10 protein-coding genes and 2 pseudogenes are annotated in these 15,607 nt (G+C 61.4%); 9 read left to right on the forward strand and 3 right to left on the reverse strand.

The annotated features are described in order from the left end of the window. Nucleotides 1-278 (reverse strand): annotated as a pseudogene (locus H290_RS29070) (acyl-CoA dehydrogenase family protein); the annotation flags it as partial. 347 nt (nucleotides 279-625) lie between these two features. Between H290_RS29070 and H290_RS0118325 the strand changes: the two are divergent. The 5 genes from H290_RS0118325 to H290_RS0118345 all read left to right on the forward strand — a co-directional run bounded on the left by H290_RS0118325 (nucleotide 626) and on the right by H290_RS0118345 (nucleotide 7,925). Further along, complete coding sequence (locus H290_RS0118325) at nucleotides 626-2,767, forward strand: hydantoinase/oxoprolinase family protein (RefSeq protein ID WP_020108283.1); 2,142 nt, start codon at nucleotides 626-628, stop codon at nucleotides 2,765-2,767. Further along, nucleotides 2,767-5,106, forward strand: a complete 2,340-nt coding sequence (locus H290_RS0118330; RefSeq protein ID WP_020108284.1) for a hydantoinase B/oxoprolinase family protein — start codon at nucleotides 2,767-2,769, stop codon at nucleotides 5,104-5,106. Before H290_RS0118325 ends, H290_RS0118330 begins: the two co-directional genes overlap by 1 nt. 141 nt (nucleotides 5,107-5,247) lie before the next feature. Then, the gene (locus H290_RS0118335) at nucleotides 5,248-6,054 is read left to right on the forward strand and encodes an SDR family NAD(P)-dependent oxidoreductase (RefSeq protein ID WP_020108285.1); all 807 of its coding nucleotides are present in this window, start codon (nucleotides 5,248-5,250) and stop codon (nucleotides 6,052-6,054) included. Nucleotides 6,055-6,119: 65 nt separating this feature from the next. Further along, entirely contained in the window at nucleotides 6,120-6,866 is a 747-nt protein-coding gene (locus H290_RS0118340; RefSeq protein ID WP_020108286.1) for an SDR family NAD(P)-dependent oxidoreductase, read from the forward strand. A gap of 114 nt (nucleotides 6,867-6,980) precedes the next feature. Continuing rightward, entirely contained in the window at nucleotides 6,981-7,925 is a 945-nt protein-coding gene (locus H290_RS0118345; RefSeq protein WP_020108287.1) for a zinc-binding dehydrogenase, read from the forward strand. Nucleotides 7,926-7,980: 55 nt separating this feature from the next. On the opposite strand, the pseudogene H290_RS29075 reads toward H290_RS0118345, so the two are convergent. Then, nucleotides 7,981-8,931, reverse strand: a pseudogene (locus tag H290_RS29075) (LLM class flavin-dependent oxidoreductase); the annotation flags it as partial. A 2,011-nt stretch (nucleotides 8,932-10,942) separates the two neighbouring features. Between H290_RS29075 and H290_RS29085 the strand changes: the two are divergent. The 3 genes from H290_RS29085 to H290_RS31250 all read left to right on the forward strand — a co-directional run bounded on the left by H290_RS29085 (nucleotide 10,943) and on the right by H290_RS31250 (nucleotide 12,823). Beyond that, on the forward strand, nucleotides 10,943-12,175 hold the full coding sequence (locus tag H290_RS29085; protein WP_020108288.1) for a site-specific integrase: 1,233 nt from the start codon (nucleotides 10,943-10,945) through the stop codon (nucleotides 12,173-12,175). A gap of 160 nt (nucleotides 12,176-12,335) precedes the next feature. Next, nucleotides 12,336-12,653: a hypothetical protein gene (locus tag H290_RS0118365; RefSeq protein WP_020108289.1), complete on the forward strand. Its 318-nt coding sequence runs from the start codon at nucleotides 12,336-12,338 to the stop codon at nucleotides 12,651-12,653. Next, nucleotides 12,650-12,823 carry a hypothetical protein gene (locus tag H290_RS31250; RefSeq protein WP_155976917.1) on the forward strand — a complete coding sequence of 58 codons (174 nt, stop codon included), beginning with the start codon at nucleotides 12,650-12,652 and terminating at the stop codon, nucleotides 12,821-12,823. Before H290_RS0118365 ends, H290_RS31250 begins: the two co-directional genes overlap by 4 nt. A 1,593-nt stretch (nucleotides 12,824-14,416) precedes the next feature. Here the strand turns inward: H290_RS31250 and H290_RS0118380 are convergent. After that, a complete protein-coding gene (locus tag H290_RS0118380) occupies nucleotides 14,417-14,968 on the reverse strand; it encodes a hypothetical protein (protein WP_020108292.1) in 552 nt (183 codons plus the stop codon). Between the two features lie 286 nt (nucleotides 14,969-15,254). Between H290_RS0118380 and H290_RS0118385 the strand changes: the two genes are divergently transcribed. After that, entirely contained in the window at nucleotides 15,255-15,533 is a 279-nt protein-coding gene (locus H290_RS0118385) for a hypothetical protein (RefSeq protein WP_020108293.1), read from the forward strand. Nucleotides 15,534-15,607: the final 74 nt, after the last annotated feature.

Below are 15,607 nucleotides of genomic sequence, written 5' to 3' on the forward strand. Positions count from 1 at the left end.
GGTGCCCAGATGGAGCGTCCGAGGATTTCGTTGAGTAGGGCCAGTTTGACCTGGCCGTATCCTTCGCCGCCGAGTTCGGGGTCGAGGTGGCAGGCCCACAGCTTTTCGGCTTTGACTTTGTCTTGCAGGGGTCGGACGATCGCCATTGCTTGGGCGTCGTCTTTGTTGTAGGGATCGCCCAGGACGAGGTCGAGGGGTTCGATTTCGTTGCGCACGAAATCGTTGGCCCAATCGAGCTTGAGCTGGAAGTCGGAATCAGTTTCAAAGGCCCATACCATGCTCCGATAGTGCACATGTACGAGTTCTCATGTCAAGTGCACTAGCCCGAAAAGTGATTCCGTTGAATGCATTGGGTAGTGCAGTTGACACCAGTGCACGTACAAGTGCACTATAACTCGCATGGCGATGAATGTATCCCCCATCACACTACTCGGCAGGACGTTCGAACCAACTGTTGATGATGCGTATTCGCTGATGTTTTGCCGCCAGGTGACGTCTGAGGCCGACAGATCCTGGAACCCGATGCCCGGCCTATGAACCCCCTAGCTCGAATGAAGACTCGCCCCTTGCGGCAGTCGATCAGCCCCAGTCTGATCGGTGCAGCGTTGATCTCCGTGGAGGACAGATGAAGTACGTGGTAGGAATCGATATCGGCGGCACGTTTACCGACTGTGTCGCAATCGATTCGAACGGCCAGATAACGATCGGAAAGTCGTCGTCGACACCGCCGAACTTCGATCAAGGTTTCATGAACGCGATCGGAGTGGTCGCCGAGACCCTGGGCCGGACGGTCGAGGAGTTCCTGCCCGATGTGGAAGCACTTCTGCACGGCTGCACCGTCGGCACGAACGCCCTGGTCGAAGGCCGCACGGCCAAGGTTGGACTGATCACCACGGCAGGGCACGCGGAATCAATGTTCATCATGCGAGGTGGCGGTCGGCTGACGAACCAGTCGCCCGACTACATTGCGCACGTCGCGGCCCACCGCAAGCCGGCACCTCTTGTACCCCGCTCGCTTGTTCGCGTGGTCAATGAGCGAGTCGCGTTTGATGGGACCGTCTTGGCAAAGCTCGACGATGACGAAGTGCGCTCGGTGGTACAGGATCTGCTCGACGAGGGCGTGACCGCCTTCGCGGTATCGCTGCTCTGGTCGGTGGCGAACGACAGCCACGAGCAGCAGATCAGTAAGATCATTGCGGAGCTGGCTCCGCACGCTTTCGTCTCGCTGGCATCGGGCATGGTCAGTCGCATCGGTGAGTACGAACGCACCGTGGCCGCGGTCGTGAACTCGCTGATCGGGCCGGAGATGACGTCTTACCTGTCAACTACGCGCCAATCCCTCGCCAACGCGGGATTTGACCGCGAACTCGGAATCATGACGTGTTCGGGCGGGCTGGTCGACGCATCGTTGGCCCAGGAGCGCCCGATCCTGACGATCGGATCTGGTCCGGTTGCCGGTGTTGTCGGATCGCAGACCCTGGCGCGTCGCGGCGACACTGCTCCTCCCGGAGCCGATCGGAATGTCCCGCTCAACGTCATCACCGCAGACATGGGTGGAACCACCCTTGATGTGGGCGTGTTGGCGCGTGCTGTGCCCAAGACACGTTCGACCAGTTGGCTCGGCCAGTTCGAATACTTTGTGCCCACCATCGATGTGAGGTCGGTGGGAGCAGGCGGCGGATCGATCATCCATCGTCACGAGAGCACCGGCACCATCAGGGTTGGTCCGGAGAGTGCCGGCGCCAATCCGGGACCTGCAGCCTTCATGCGCGGCGGCACCCGGCCCACGATCACCGACGCAGACCTCGTACTCGGATACCTCAACCCGGACTACTTCCTCAAGGGCGGCATTCACCTCAGCGTAGATGCGTCCCGCGAGGCGCTGGCCGCGGTCGGCGAGCCTCTGGGCATGTCGGCGGAGGAAGTTGCGGCGGCTGCGGTCCGCATCGTCGACAACCACATGGCCGATGAGATCCGTTTGCTGAGCATTCACGAGGGCCATGACCCCCGTGACTTCTCGGTCTTCGCGTTCGGCGGAAACGGGGCCGTCCACGCGACGGCGTTCGCACGGGAATTGGGCGTGAGCCAGGTCGTGGTTCCGTTGGGCGACTTGGCCTCTGGCTTTTCGGCGCTGGGTGTCGCCGCTTCTGAATTCTTGGTGGTCGAAGAAGCCGGCGCGATGTCCGGCTACCCATTCGATCTCCACAGGATCAACACGCTGTGGAAAGAACTGGAAGAAACGGCATCCGCTCGGATGGCGTCCCAAGGTGTCAAGGCAGATGACGTCGTATACGAGCGCAGCGCTGAGATGAGGTACACCCAGCAGGTTCACGAGGTCCTGGTCAGCGCACCAGACGGGTACTACACGGATGAGACCGCGGACGAGCTGGTCGCCCGCTTCGAGAACGAGTACTCCCGCGTCTATGGAGAAACAAGCCTGATGCCGGGAGCAGGTCACCTGATCCGAACTCTGGTGGTCAAGGCGCGAGCCAAGGTCCGCACTGTGGACATCTCGCGCGGTGGAACGACAGGTACCGGTCGTCCGCCGAGCAAGGGCGAGCGCGGGGTCATCTGGTACGAGAACGGCCTCGAGCGGGTGCCCACCCCGACGTACGACGGCAGCGGATTCGTCACCGGCATGTCCGTGGAAGGGCCGGCGATTGTGGAATACCCCGACACCACGTTGGTCGTACGAGGCAAACAGATAGCGCGTGTGTCGGAGACCGGATCGGTCGTCATCGACATCAACATCGAGGAGAAGAACTGATGACCATACTGAACGACGCACCTGAGACCAAGACGTCGGAGCTCGTCGAGTCCCCGCCGATCAAATGGGATGGACTGTTCCACAGCTACCGGCCGGCCAGCGACTGGGAGGAAAACCTCTCACCCAACATCAAGTTCCTGGATCCCGGCCCGATCGAGGTCGATCCGATCGTCTACGAGGTTCTGCGATACCGGATGTGGACGATCAACACGGCGCACGGCGCTACGCTGGTGCGCATCTCGGGCTCACCGGTTCTGCAGGGCCTCGACTTCAACATGTGCATCCTGACCGCTCAGGGTGAGGTGGTGATGAACGCGCCGTACTACCAGCACCTGAACTCCGGTGCGCCGTTCACCATCAAACACATCCTCGAGCATTTCGGCGGAGATTCCGGCGTCAACGACGGTGACGTCTTCCTGTGCAACGACCCGTGGATCGGTGTGGTTCACCAGATGGACGTGTTCATCGGCATGCCGGTGTTCGTCGACGGAGAACTGGTCGCCTGGGTGACCAACGCCGCTCATCAGGCCGACCTGGGTGGCACAGCCCCGGGCGGATTCCCGCAGAACGCACCTGACGTCTTCAGCGATCCGACGAGCTTCCCACCGATGAAGATCGTCGATGGCGGAAAGCTACGGAAGGACGTCGAGAGGGCGTACCTGCGACAGTCCAGGGCGCCCGGCATGGTCGCCATGGATTTGCGCGGCCAGATCGCGGGCGTCCAGTTCGCACGTGGTGAGCTGCTCCGGGCGTGTGATCAGTTCGGTGCTGCGACGGTACGGGCAACCATGGGACAGGTCCTCGACGGCGCTCAGCGAGAGTTCGCCGAGACCCTCCGCCAGATTCCCGACGGCACGTGGTCGCAGATCCGTTACCTGGACGAGAAGATGCCAGGGGACCGTGAAACGCACAAGATGCAAGTCAACATCCACAAGGTGGGCGACCGCCTCCGAATCGACAACCACGGCACCGAAGTTCAGTCCGAGGGTCCCAATGGCTTCACGTTCGCCTGCTTCAAGGGTGCCATCCTCGGCGGCATCACCCTGAGCATGTTGTACGAGCAGCTGTTCGCCGCCGGCGGCGCCGATCGTCAGATCGATTGGGACGTCGAGCCAGGCCTCCTCAACTGCGTCGACTGGCCGGCCGCGGTCAGCGCCGGATCGCCGCAGCAGCTGATCACCGTCGACCTGGCTTTCGAGGCCATGTCGAAGATGCTGGCGTGCGTGCCCGGCAAGGAAGCGGACGTCATGGCGCAGAACGGGGCGCCCAACGTGCTGGTGTTCTTCGGAGCCGAAGGCGTCGAATCACCGTTCCTGCCGAGTTCTGACGCCATGTCGACCGGCGCCGGGGCACATTTGGACAGCGACGGCGTCGACACAACTGGCTACGTGTATTCGCCCCTGTCGCGCTATCCCTCGACCGAGGACACCGAATTGCAGTACCCGATTTTGTACGTCTACCGCGAGCAGCAGGTGGACAGCGGCGGTGCGGGTGAGTTCCGTGGTGGCGTCGGCACCAGGTTCGCAATGGTCCCGTACCGCAGCAAGACACTGGGAATCATGACGGCCGGTGCGGCGCAGTCCGCGACGACCCACGCTGCGCCGGGCCTGTTCGGTGGCTATCCCGCGCCGACGAGCCTGGTCGAGGTACTCGCCGAGACCGATCTGCACGAGCTGTACGGTGACGGCCGCATTCCTGTCAAAGCGGATGACTTCGGACGAACGTCGGAGATCACGCTGCGGAGCAAGACCGAAGCAATGTCGTTGGGGGAGAACGATGCTGTCATCGTGCGCATCCCCGGCGGAGGTGGCGTCGGAGATCCGCTGTCCCGCGACCCGCAGCGGGTGGCTGACGATGTCGCAGACGGGGCCGTGTCCGTCGGCGCTGCTCTCGACATCTACGGAGTGGTGTTCGACGAGACGGGGCTGCTCGACGAAAGCGCGACCAATGCTCACCGTGCGGAACTGGTCGCTGAACGCAAATCCTGGAAGCCGGTTGCATCCTGGTGGGCCGAGGCCGCGACGCTTGAACCTGCCGCTGCCACCGGTGGGCCTGCGTTCCGTATCCATCCGCGCATCGAGTCCGTCGACGATGCGTCGGCCCGAGTGCTCAAGTGCACGTGCGGGCACGTTCTCGCGCCCGGCACGGCGAACTACAAGTTCGGTCTGCTGTACGACGAGAATCCGGTGACGAAGCTCCCGCTGGTCATGGACCCGTCGCCGATGCTCGACGAGCCGATGGTCTTCCGCCGGTTCTGCTGCCCGGGTTGTCTCTCGTTGATGGTGACCGAGGTAGCCCGCGAGGCTGATGGCCCGCTACCCGAGGTGAATCTCGCCTGAACCCGAGTTCGGTGCCGGTCGGGTGCGGTGAATCTGCACCCGACCGGCACCGACCGGTGTCACGCCGGAATCGCAGCTGGTGGATATTCAAACTTGTTGTGGCACAAATCAATAACGTTCAAAACAATGTAGGGGTCTGAAATGGGTTCACGTTTTGCCGGCAAAGTTGCTGTCGTCACCGGCGCTGCCAGTGGTATCGGCACGGTTGTTGCGGAGCAGTTCGCGGCCGAGGGCGCATCTGTTGTCCTGGCCGATATCGATGACGTCAAAGGTGAAGAAGCCGTGAACTCGATCCGGTCTGCCGGCGGCAACGCGATCTTCCTCCACCACGACGTGATGATCGAGGATTCGTGGATCGCGACCATCGCGGCCGCCAAATCCGAGTTCGGTGGCATCAATGTGCTCGTCAACAACGCCGGCGGCAATCGACCGAATCGGTTGGTGGACATGAGTTTTGAGGACTGGAAGTTCCAGATCGGCCTGAACCTAGACGGTGCCTTCCTGGGCATGAAGTATGCAACTCCGGTGATCACCGAAAGCGGCGGCGGCAGCGTGGTCAACGTGTCGTCGGAAGCCGGCATGAATCCGTGGGTGAACAGCTCCGCGTACTGCGCGAGCAAGTCGGGCCTGAAGATGCTCACCAAGGTGGCGGCCCTCGAGAATGCTTACGACAAGAACAATGTGCGGGTGAACTCCGTCCATCCCGGAATCATCGAGACACCGGCCTGGGGTCCGCTGAGTTTGATGACCGAGGGTGAAGAAGGGCAAGAGTCCGACGTCGACAAGTTTGCCAAGTTCGTGACACCGCTCAAGCACGCGGGCAAGCCGATCGACATCGCGAACGCGGTGCTCTTTCTGGCCCATGACGACAGCCGATATATCACTGGTTCAGAACTTCTTGTCGACGGTGGCAGCGCCATTGCGCCTCCCGATGCCGCGAACCACTGACACGGTAGATCTGCTGCGTCACTTCGTTCGTTGCAACTCTTGAGTGGTAGTCAAAGGAGACACCGATGTCCGCAAACTTTGAAGGAAAAGTCGTCCTCATTTCCGGCGCCGGCGGAACGAAGGGGTTGGCACTGACACAACTCCTCGTGAGTGCGGGTGCAAAGGTTTTCGTGACCGATATGGATGCATCGAAGCTCGATCACGTCGCTGAGCAAACCGAGCACCCAGAGAACGTGACCCACTGGAAACTGGACGTCGGCGAAGAGGGCGACTGGATTCGCGTGGTCGACAAGATCAAGCAGTCCGAAGGCAAGATCGATGTCCTGATCAACAGTTCGCGTCAGTTCGGTGTGGGCAAGGTCGCGGATCTCACCATCGAGGACTGGCGTCGCTGCACGGCGGCCAACCTCGATGGCACCTTCCTGGGCGCGAAAACAGTGCTGCCGGTGATGATCGAGGGCGGCAGGGGTGGCTCCATCGTCAACGTCATCTCGATCGCATCTGTCCGGCCGACCGACAACACCCCGAACTACAGCGCAACCAACGCGGCGGCCATGAACCTCCTCAAGACCATCGCGATCCAGTACGCCGAGCACGGCATCAGGGCCAACGCGGTGATCGCCGGGTTCTCCGCGAATTCACCCCTCGAAGACACCCACGGATTGGCAAAGCGCGTTATCCCGTTGGGACGACCGGGTAACGGCACCGACATGGCCAACGCCATACTTTGGCTCGCCTCGGACGAATCTTCGTATGTCACCGGAACCGGGATCACAGTCGATGGCGGATGGACGCTAGGACTCAACCTATGATTTCGCGACTTGATGCGTCGACCGGAAATGAATCTGCAGACGGATTGACTTGTTGTCCAGCAGTTTGATTTGGCGTAGTCATCAGGAATTGCGCATCCTGAATCAGGAGGAAATATGAAGGCATGGCAGTTCCAGGACACCGGGATACCTCTCGAATTGGTCGACTGGCCCGAGCCCGAACCGGGGCCTGGAGAGGTGGTCATCGATATCAGGGCTTCCGGCCTCTGTTTTTCGGACGTTTCCGCAGTCGAGGAACCAAGCTGGTCATACATGTTCCCGACGCGTCCGGTCATACTCGGGCACGAGCCGGCGGGAGTGATCTCGGAGCTCGGAAGCGGTGTGACCGAGTTCGCGATCGGGGACCGGGTCAGCATCCCTTCCGGTTATCCGCCAGGTATCGGCTACGCGCGAAATGGTGCCTATGCGGAGAAGCTGGTTGCCCCGACGCAATATCTGGTTCGGATCCCGGACAGAGTGAGCTTCGTCGAGGCCGCAGCGGGAGCAGACTCGGGGAACGTCGCACACCATGCGGTCGTCGCCGTGGGCCAGGTCCAACCGGGCGAGCGAGTCGGCATCATCGGGATCGGCGGTCTCGGCCAGATCGGCCTGCGAATCGCGCATTTACGCGGGGCCGAGGTGTATGTCGCCACGCGGAATTGCGAAGTGTGGCCGATCGCGGAAGCCGCTGGTGCGAAACGGGTTGTCTCCGACATCACCGAACTGGCAGACGTCGGTCTTGATGTGGTAATCGACTTTGCCGGATTCGAGGCCACCACCGCCGGGACCATCGAGGTCTTGGGCAGGGGCGGTCGGTTGATACTGGTCGGGTTGGGCCAATGGACGGCATCTGTCGACATCGGAGCCGTGGTGACGAAAGAGCTGAAGGTACTGGGTTCTGAGGGTGGCGGAGTCGAGGACTTGGCCGCGGTCTTCGAGTTGTACGCCCAGGGCTTGTTGAAACCGGTTCTGACGGAGATCGCGTTCTCAGAGATCGGCGAAGGGCTTGAGCGACTGAAGAAGGGCGGGGTGCGCGGGCGGCTTGTCGCCGTACTCCCGTGAACGCTCCGCCATCACGAGACGAGCCGCGGATCGAGCCCGTATTGCGCAGGGACGTTCAGGTTTCCGCGAAGCGTCGAGTCCGCATACTCGGTGTGAAACACACCGCGCTGCTGGAGAATAGGAACGACACCTTCGACGAAGTCGTCCAGACCGTCGTGCAGGCTGTCCGCGGGGCGATCGAGAAGCCGTCGCAGGCACCAGCTTCGAACCATTCCTGCATGAAATCCGCTACATCCGTGGCGGTTCCGGGAACGACAGGGTGGTAGTCGATCACGCCGTGCGCGAGAACATCCCGGACGGACCAGCCTTCGTTGACCACCTCGAGTGCGTGCTTTGATCGCGGGTCGCGTGGATTCGCAGTGGCCCGGCCGCGCCTGGCCGCCGGAATCGGTTCGTCGATCCTTTCGAAGTCGAGGTGTAGACCCACCATCGCACCGAGGTAGTCGACTCTCTGTTGGAGATCGATGGATTCGTCCAGCAACTGTCGGCGGTCGAGCGCATCTCGGCGGGAGGCCGCAATAGACGGCATGAATCCGGCAAACATTTTGACTTCGTCTGGGTTGCGGCCCGCCCGGGCCGCGGCGTCACGGATGAGAGCACGCTGCGCGCGAGCGCTGTCGATGTCATATGGGTTGGCGTAGACGCCGGAGGCGTAGCGGCCCGCAAGGTATAGGCCTTCGGCTCCACCGCCTGCCTGGAAGATCACCGGTTGCCCTTGTTCGGATGGCGGGATCGGCAATGGGCCTCGCGAGGCCACGTAACGACCCCGGGCATTGACCGGCTGGATCTGGGACATGTCGGCAAACCGGTTGTGTTCCACATCTTTCAGCCACGCCTCTGGTCCCCAGCTGCCCCACAGTGCCTGCACAATCTGGATCACCTCGTGCGCACGCTCGTATCGCTCGGAGCGGTCGGGGACTGTTGTCCCGTAGTTGGCTGCCGCGCTCGGGTTCGAGGTTGTGACCGCATTCCAGCCGGCACGGCCGTTGCTGATCACGTCGAGCGCTTTGAACTGTCGCGCAAGGGTGTACGGCTCGGTGAAAGTCGTCGATACCGTGGCAGGGAATGTTGTTCCTGGCCAGCGACCAGTCGTCCTACATCACGGGAATCTCGCTGCCCGTCGAAGGCGGCCAGACCGCAGGCTGAAAGCCGTTGCGGAATCTTGGCCCGGTGGGCGTAGCTGATCTCGACGGCTGCCGCCCACTGGCCGCCCGCTCACGGCACTGATCTAGGGCTGTTTGAGAGCGCGCTCGATCTCAACAAGGCCGAGATTGTGCAGTCATCGGTGGACTCACCACGTAAGAGTCTCGCGAGAAGTAGGACCGATCAGCGTTTGCATCGCGTTGGCGACGTTGGGCCGGTATGGAAACTGCGGACCGTGCGTGGTGGGTGCGGTTTTGTCCGCGGGAGTTGTAGCCTGTGCACGCGCCGATGCCGTCCTTGACCGAACCCCAACGTTCGTGGGTGATGACATACACCATCGTTGGCGCTGTCAGATCGATACCGTGTGTCGCGCAGAACCGGCAGCCTTTGCCGGTCCTCACCCCGGTGAGCCTGGCAAAGACCGTGCGCTCACATTTCATGCAGCGACAGGACCATTGTTTGTCTGATCCCGGATACGGCACGAGGGGTTCGAGGCCGGCGGCGCGCATCTCCCCAGCAGTCGAATCATCGTCGAGGCGCCGTCCTCGCGCCGCTGCAGCGGTTTTGGCTTGACCGCACGGCACGCAACCGCCTTGCCCGGCTTTGATGCCGCCCAACTGTGGTGTTCCCACGGTGCCGCACACGGTGCATCGGCATCGCCAGGGCTTCTTTGTCCCTGGGAAGTCTTCAATCGCCTCGTACCTGCTGCGCGCATTCTTTCGGTGGCGGCAGGTGATCGAGAAGCAAGACGCCGGGCTTGCAACGCGGGCGATCTGCAAGCGCTGCAACCTAATAGTCCGTCAGTTCGTTCCTGACAGGCGCTCATGGTCGATGTGACCTCGGCATCGCACGACGTGCATCGGCATCGCCTGGGTTTCGCGGATCCTGGATAGTCCTCTAGCGGTTCGAGGCCGGCAGATTGCATAACCTGGCTGGCCCGAAGTGGGGTGATTCGCATTGTCGCGTTGGCACGTTTGCGTCCGCAGGGTTTGCACGGACCTTGACGGCCCAGTGCAGACAGACGCGGGTGCCCGGTCGTTCCACACTGCACGACAGCGCCACGGAGTGTCTGAGCCGGGATACGGCTCTAGTGGTTCTGCGCCGGCGGCACGCATTCGGGCAGCTGCCTCGGCTGGGTCGAGCGGTCGCACAGAACCTCCTGGTTGCACCAGCCACGTTTTATCGTTCGCTGGGTTGTACCGTCAGCATGCTACTGCGGCATTGGGACATTACTGCGGAACTACGTTGCGCACACGAAACTGGCCATCTGGGCTCGAGGGCGCGGTCTCATCTACCGTTCGAGGGCAGTACGTGCAAAGGCAACGAAAAGGGGTCGACCTCACCTTGGTTAAGGAACGTTGATCGTTTCAGATCGATTGTGGGCCTGAACGAACCGCCCTGGGTATCAAACCCGACCTGACCGCCGTGTCGCGGAGGGTGGTCCCCGCCACTACAGTGGGGACGATTTTAGGGAGTGAGGATGCGGCCCAGGCGCTTTGATGCCGCCTTCGCGTATCCACAGTCACGGCACGTTGCCTGTAGGGAAGTATCTGACATGCGCGATTTGCAGACTTGGACGATCTGGATTGGGATTGAAGTTGTCTGTATCTGAGTAGCTTCCGACAAGGACTATCGCTTGGCGTTGGCTGGATGAGTGGTCCGAAAGGTTAATTGCTACTTGTGATCTCAGGTGACGTGAGGAGTCGCCAATGTCTGGTTGGAACGAGGGCGGTGCGGGACGAGCCGGCTGGGTCGGTCAGTGTTCGGTGGGACGCGTGCGTCGCAATCGGCGTGCTGGTGTGCAGGACCTCTGGTACGCGCGGTTCACGAGGAGAAGAACTTTGCGATTCGGCCGTGGGATGCGTTGGCGTGCTGTGTATGTCGACACGGTGGGACTGCAGCACACCAGAGCCTTCCGGATCAAGGCTGCCGCGCAGGGATGGTTGGATAGCATCACCGCGGCGGTGGTGGCGGGCACGTGGGTCGATCGCGGAAAGCGCACCGAAGAGTTCGGGGGTGTCGCGCAACGGTGGATGCTGAGCAAGGCTGGATTGAAACCGACGTCGCAGGCGGGGTATCGATGTTTGCTGGACACTCTGGTGCTGCCGTTTTGGGGGGATGTGCGTCTTGTCGATATCGATTTCGCGGCCGTTCAAACCTGGGTGAGTAGCTTGCGCCAGGTGGGTGGGGGATCGCGGTTCACCGATCGGGGATTGTCTGCGTCCCGGGTGATTCAGGCCCACTACATCGTGTCGGCGGTGCTGAAGTTCGCGGTCAAATGTGGGTTGTTGGTGAGGAATCCCGCGGAGGAGGTCGAGCTGCCGCGCAAGGTGGAATCTGAGCCGGTCTTCCTCACTCACGTGCAGCTTCTTCGGTTGGCTGACGAGTGCGTGCAGTACAAGTCGCTGGTGTTGGTCTTGGGGTACTGCGGGCTCAGGGTCGGTGTGGCGATTGCCCTGCGTATCGGTGATGTTGACCTGGACAGGGCGAGAATCCGGGTGCGCAGATCGGCGACGCGCGTGCCGGGACAGGGCTACGTCGAAGGCACACCCAAAAATCATGCGGCTCGAACCGTCCCAGTGCCTCGAATAGCTCTTGGGCCGTTGCGTGCAACGATTGGCGACCGAACGGCGGATGCGTTGGTGTGGCCACCGACCGCGGCGACGGGTTGGCTGACGAGCGGCGCGCTGCGGTGGGTCTTTGACGCTGCGGTGAAGCGATGCGCCCAGACCTGTGCGGGGTTTCCCAGAGCTACGCCGCACCAACTGCGTCACACGTGTGCAACGCTCGCAATCAGCGCCGGCGCCAACGTCAAGGTCCTGCAGACCCTGCTGGGCCACAAAACAGCGACGATGACCCTAGACCATTACGGGCATCTCATGCCCGATGATCTGGAGCATGTTGCGAACGCAATGGACGCTGCAGCGGAAAATGCTGCATACCCTCTGCATACCCGGTACAAAACCCGTCCAGTTAGATGGCCTGAAAATAGGCCAGAAATAGCCCCTGACCTGCGCAAATGTGGTGCCCCCGGTCAGACTCGAACTGACACTGGACGGGTTTTGAACCTGCGGTCGTGGATGTTTGCAGATCGTTGGCCTTGTTGATGGTTTGCGAATGATGCAGTGGGGGAGCGTTATTCGTGTTTGTCCTGTTGGATAGATGTGGGTGGTTCCGGTGTTGCTGCGTACCCTCTGCGTACCGGGGGCAATATCGCTCGACAGTACCTACTGGTCCGAGGCGTGTTGATGTAGGACGAGTAAGTCGTTGCAGCTCGGCGAGGTGGTGTACGACGTGAGCCGCGGTGCGCGCCTGGTCGTCGAAATTTCCTGCATTGATGTCGCGTTGGAGTGGTGTCACTTCTTGAGCGTCCAACGTGACGTCGACCCGTCGTCCGGTGATATCACGCTCGCGATGTCACCGGAGCACCCCCCAGGCGACGGAAATGGCGGGTTTGCTTCATGCGCTGCGCTGCCCCGCGACTTCGTTGAGCGCTTCGGCCGCGAACCCGGCCCGAACGACCCGCTGCTGGTCGACCTGATGCTGCCGTGCCGACGCCGCTGTCCGGGGACGCGTTCGACGTGATGCTCAACCGCCTCGCCGCCGGTGTCGATGACCTAGTCATCAAAGCAAAAGTCCTGGCCAGCAGCGATGTCGGCTACATCCTCACCGAGGACACCCTGCACCTGTTCAGTGCCCACGAAATCGACTTATGGGAAGCCGCGCTCGACCGACGCCTAGATGACCTGCAGTGATGTGGTGACTAGTGGTGCTGTCCGACGGTCAGCTTCTCAACGGGCTGTTGTCAGGTGCGAAAAGTGCAATATATGGGGACCTGCGCCCGTCATCCCCGGACCTGCATGAGCACCCGATGCGACGGCGCGAGTGATCCAGGCTGGGCTGGCCCCCATATGTCCGCAGAGGTTGATAATTTCACCAGGTGAGGAAACGTGACGCACTACGGCGTGAACGGGACAGGGAACGTGACTACTCCAGTCTGGTGGCCGCTGAGCTAGATAGTCGCAAAGAGGTTCTCTGGCCGCGCCGACCGATTCTCGAAGGTCGCCCTCGCCAGGTTCTCCCGGAGCCTCCGGCCGGGTCTGTAGTTAGGTTCCTTAAAGAGGGCTATCGCTTTGTGGCGATCCGCATCGGAGGGAATTGGCACACGAGTTCAACAGGTGTCAGTAGCGACCCATCCTTCATTGCCCCGGTCGAGTCGTGGTCGAGGATCTGTCAATTGGGTTACGCCATCGAGGTGCCTGGCGGATGGCGGAAGCTCTCCTCCTTCCCGGCGTGTTCTGTCACATCTAGCAGGCTGGCGGCCTCCTCAGGTAGGTCGAATCATGACGAATCGGAGCTTGGCTAATGTACAATCAGGACGAAGAGTTGCAGCGGCAGAATGAGTTTGAACGTCGGTACTCCGCCGCTCTTCTCTCTGAGCTGAACGAGTTATATGAGGCCCAGAGGCAACCGCAGCTAGTGATCGATGACTCGGGTCAGCACGCCTACACGGAACCTCCTGAGTACACGACAATCAGATTTGTAAGTCGCGGTGCCCAGTATGTTGCGGTCCGCGTCGGCGACTTCTGGTACACCAGCTCCGTAGTCGGTGTTTGGGGTTCGTGGACCGATTCCGAAGTGATCAACTCGAACGAGACCTGGACTTCGATTTGCAGCCTCTCGACCGATATTGAGCTGGCTCAATCATGGACCGACTGGGGCGCGGAAACAGACACACTGGGCCGGGAGTTACCGGAGGGCCGCGACCGAGATGGCGGCGCAGCCAGGTGACCGAATCCGGTTTCCCGGGCATCCAGCTGCACTGCGCTGCCACCACGCGGTGATTATGGGCCCAGGCCCAGGCATAGAGGTCGATCAGCGCTCGGGTGAGCTTGCTCAGACCGGTTAGTCAAAGCATCGAGTTTATCGACCGGAACGGGTGAAAAATTGGTTGGATAGTCCGCAACCTGGCCGCGCGGTCCACAATGGCCTGGACGACTTCGCAAGGCGCGCAACCGCGTCGCCCATCATGAACCGGCCCAGGTCGTCGACGTCAACCAACTCATCCGACGCATTCGACGCTATGGCCTTTACATCTCGCGAGACGTTGCGGACTACTCGACCAAACCAGCGACGTAACCAAGCTTCTAGCCGCGCGCCCCTAATGTGAAATTGACTGCGGTTCTAGTAATTTCGCACTGCCGATAATAGGTAACCTTGACAAGATTCCGCTAGGGGCCAGGTCGTCGCGCGCCTGCTATCTGGGTTAAGAGCCGGATGTACTCCGGAGGTCCAGTCATCATCGACGGCCTGCTCAACGGCAGGCATACTCTTCTGCATGGGACCGGTCACCCGTGCACCACCTCCCACCGGTTTAGCTCAGCTTCAACGCTTGGCTTGCCGTTCCACATGTGAAGTTGGAAATCGGTGTCCTTCAGCATGAGCTCTCCGCTCGCGTCGGTCTCGGTGTAGTTCGCATAGTGCGCGACACGAAGCGCGAACATCTGGTCGCCGATTGCGGGTGCGGCCTTGTACGCCTTGGCGAACTGGGTCGCCAGCGGACGCAGCTCGTCGGCGGTGGAGATGGCGCCGCCGCACAGATCAATCGTGACCCCGAACATGTCCGGCTCGTCGCTGTCGGTCCCTAAACGCCCGGTCACGATCGACACCCCGGCCGGCAGCTCCACGCTCTCGGCGACCTGCTGCGCCAGAACCGCCTGCCCCTCAGCCGCACGCCCACCCTCACTGAAAGGCACAATTGGCCGGCAGCTGCTCGGTGCCGCGGTTGCGGTTGCGTTTGTGCTCGTCGTGGAGGAGGCAGTGCTCTGCGCCGCGTCGTCGGTCGAGGATCCACCACTGCACCCGGCGGTCAATGCAATTACCGCGGCCGCCGCGATCATCGGGGCAAGTTGTATGTTCAATTTCGTCATGTCTTCATCATCGCGGAGACATCACAAGGCACCGCGATGGGATCGTCCTCGGGTCGGCGGAAGGAATAAAACGGGTCCGGACGACAACCGCCCGGACCGCTCCTGGTGATGCTTGGTGGGGTCTATTGGATGCTTGGTAGCCAAATGCACTGCCCAGTAGGTGGTTACGCTCGGTAACAATGTTTATGTCAAGTATCACTTGGCGAAAGTGCTTATTTACGTTTGACGCATGGGGAAGCGACCCGACACTCGATGTGTGGCAACGACTTACCTGGTCGATCTCATCGACACCCACAAACACGCCTACGGCGTCAGCGACGCCGAGCTGGCCCGCCGCATCGGCGTCTCACGCCAGAACTTGAATCTCTGGCGCACTCACGGCGTCCGCGGACTGCCAGCCCGCGCCACCCTCGACGGCATTACCACGGTAACCGGTCAGCCATACCTCATCGTGCTCGAAGCGGTCCTGCGCGATACTGGCTACCTTGACGACACTGACAGCATTGTCGCCGTTGGGAAGGGCGCGCAAAGATGACCGGCAACCCCGAGGTTCGCCGCAGCGTGGTGGCTGCACTCGACTGTGCATCGGATGAAAGTCTGGCAGGATAG

Origin of the sequence: Nocardia sp. 348MFTsu5.1 (assembly GCF_000383535.1) — a bacterium.
In the GTDB taxonomy this organism is placed as follows: domain Bacteria; phylum Actinomycetota; class Actinomycetes; order Mycobacteriales; family Mycobacteriaceae; genus Williamsia; species Williamsia faeni.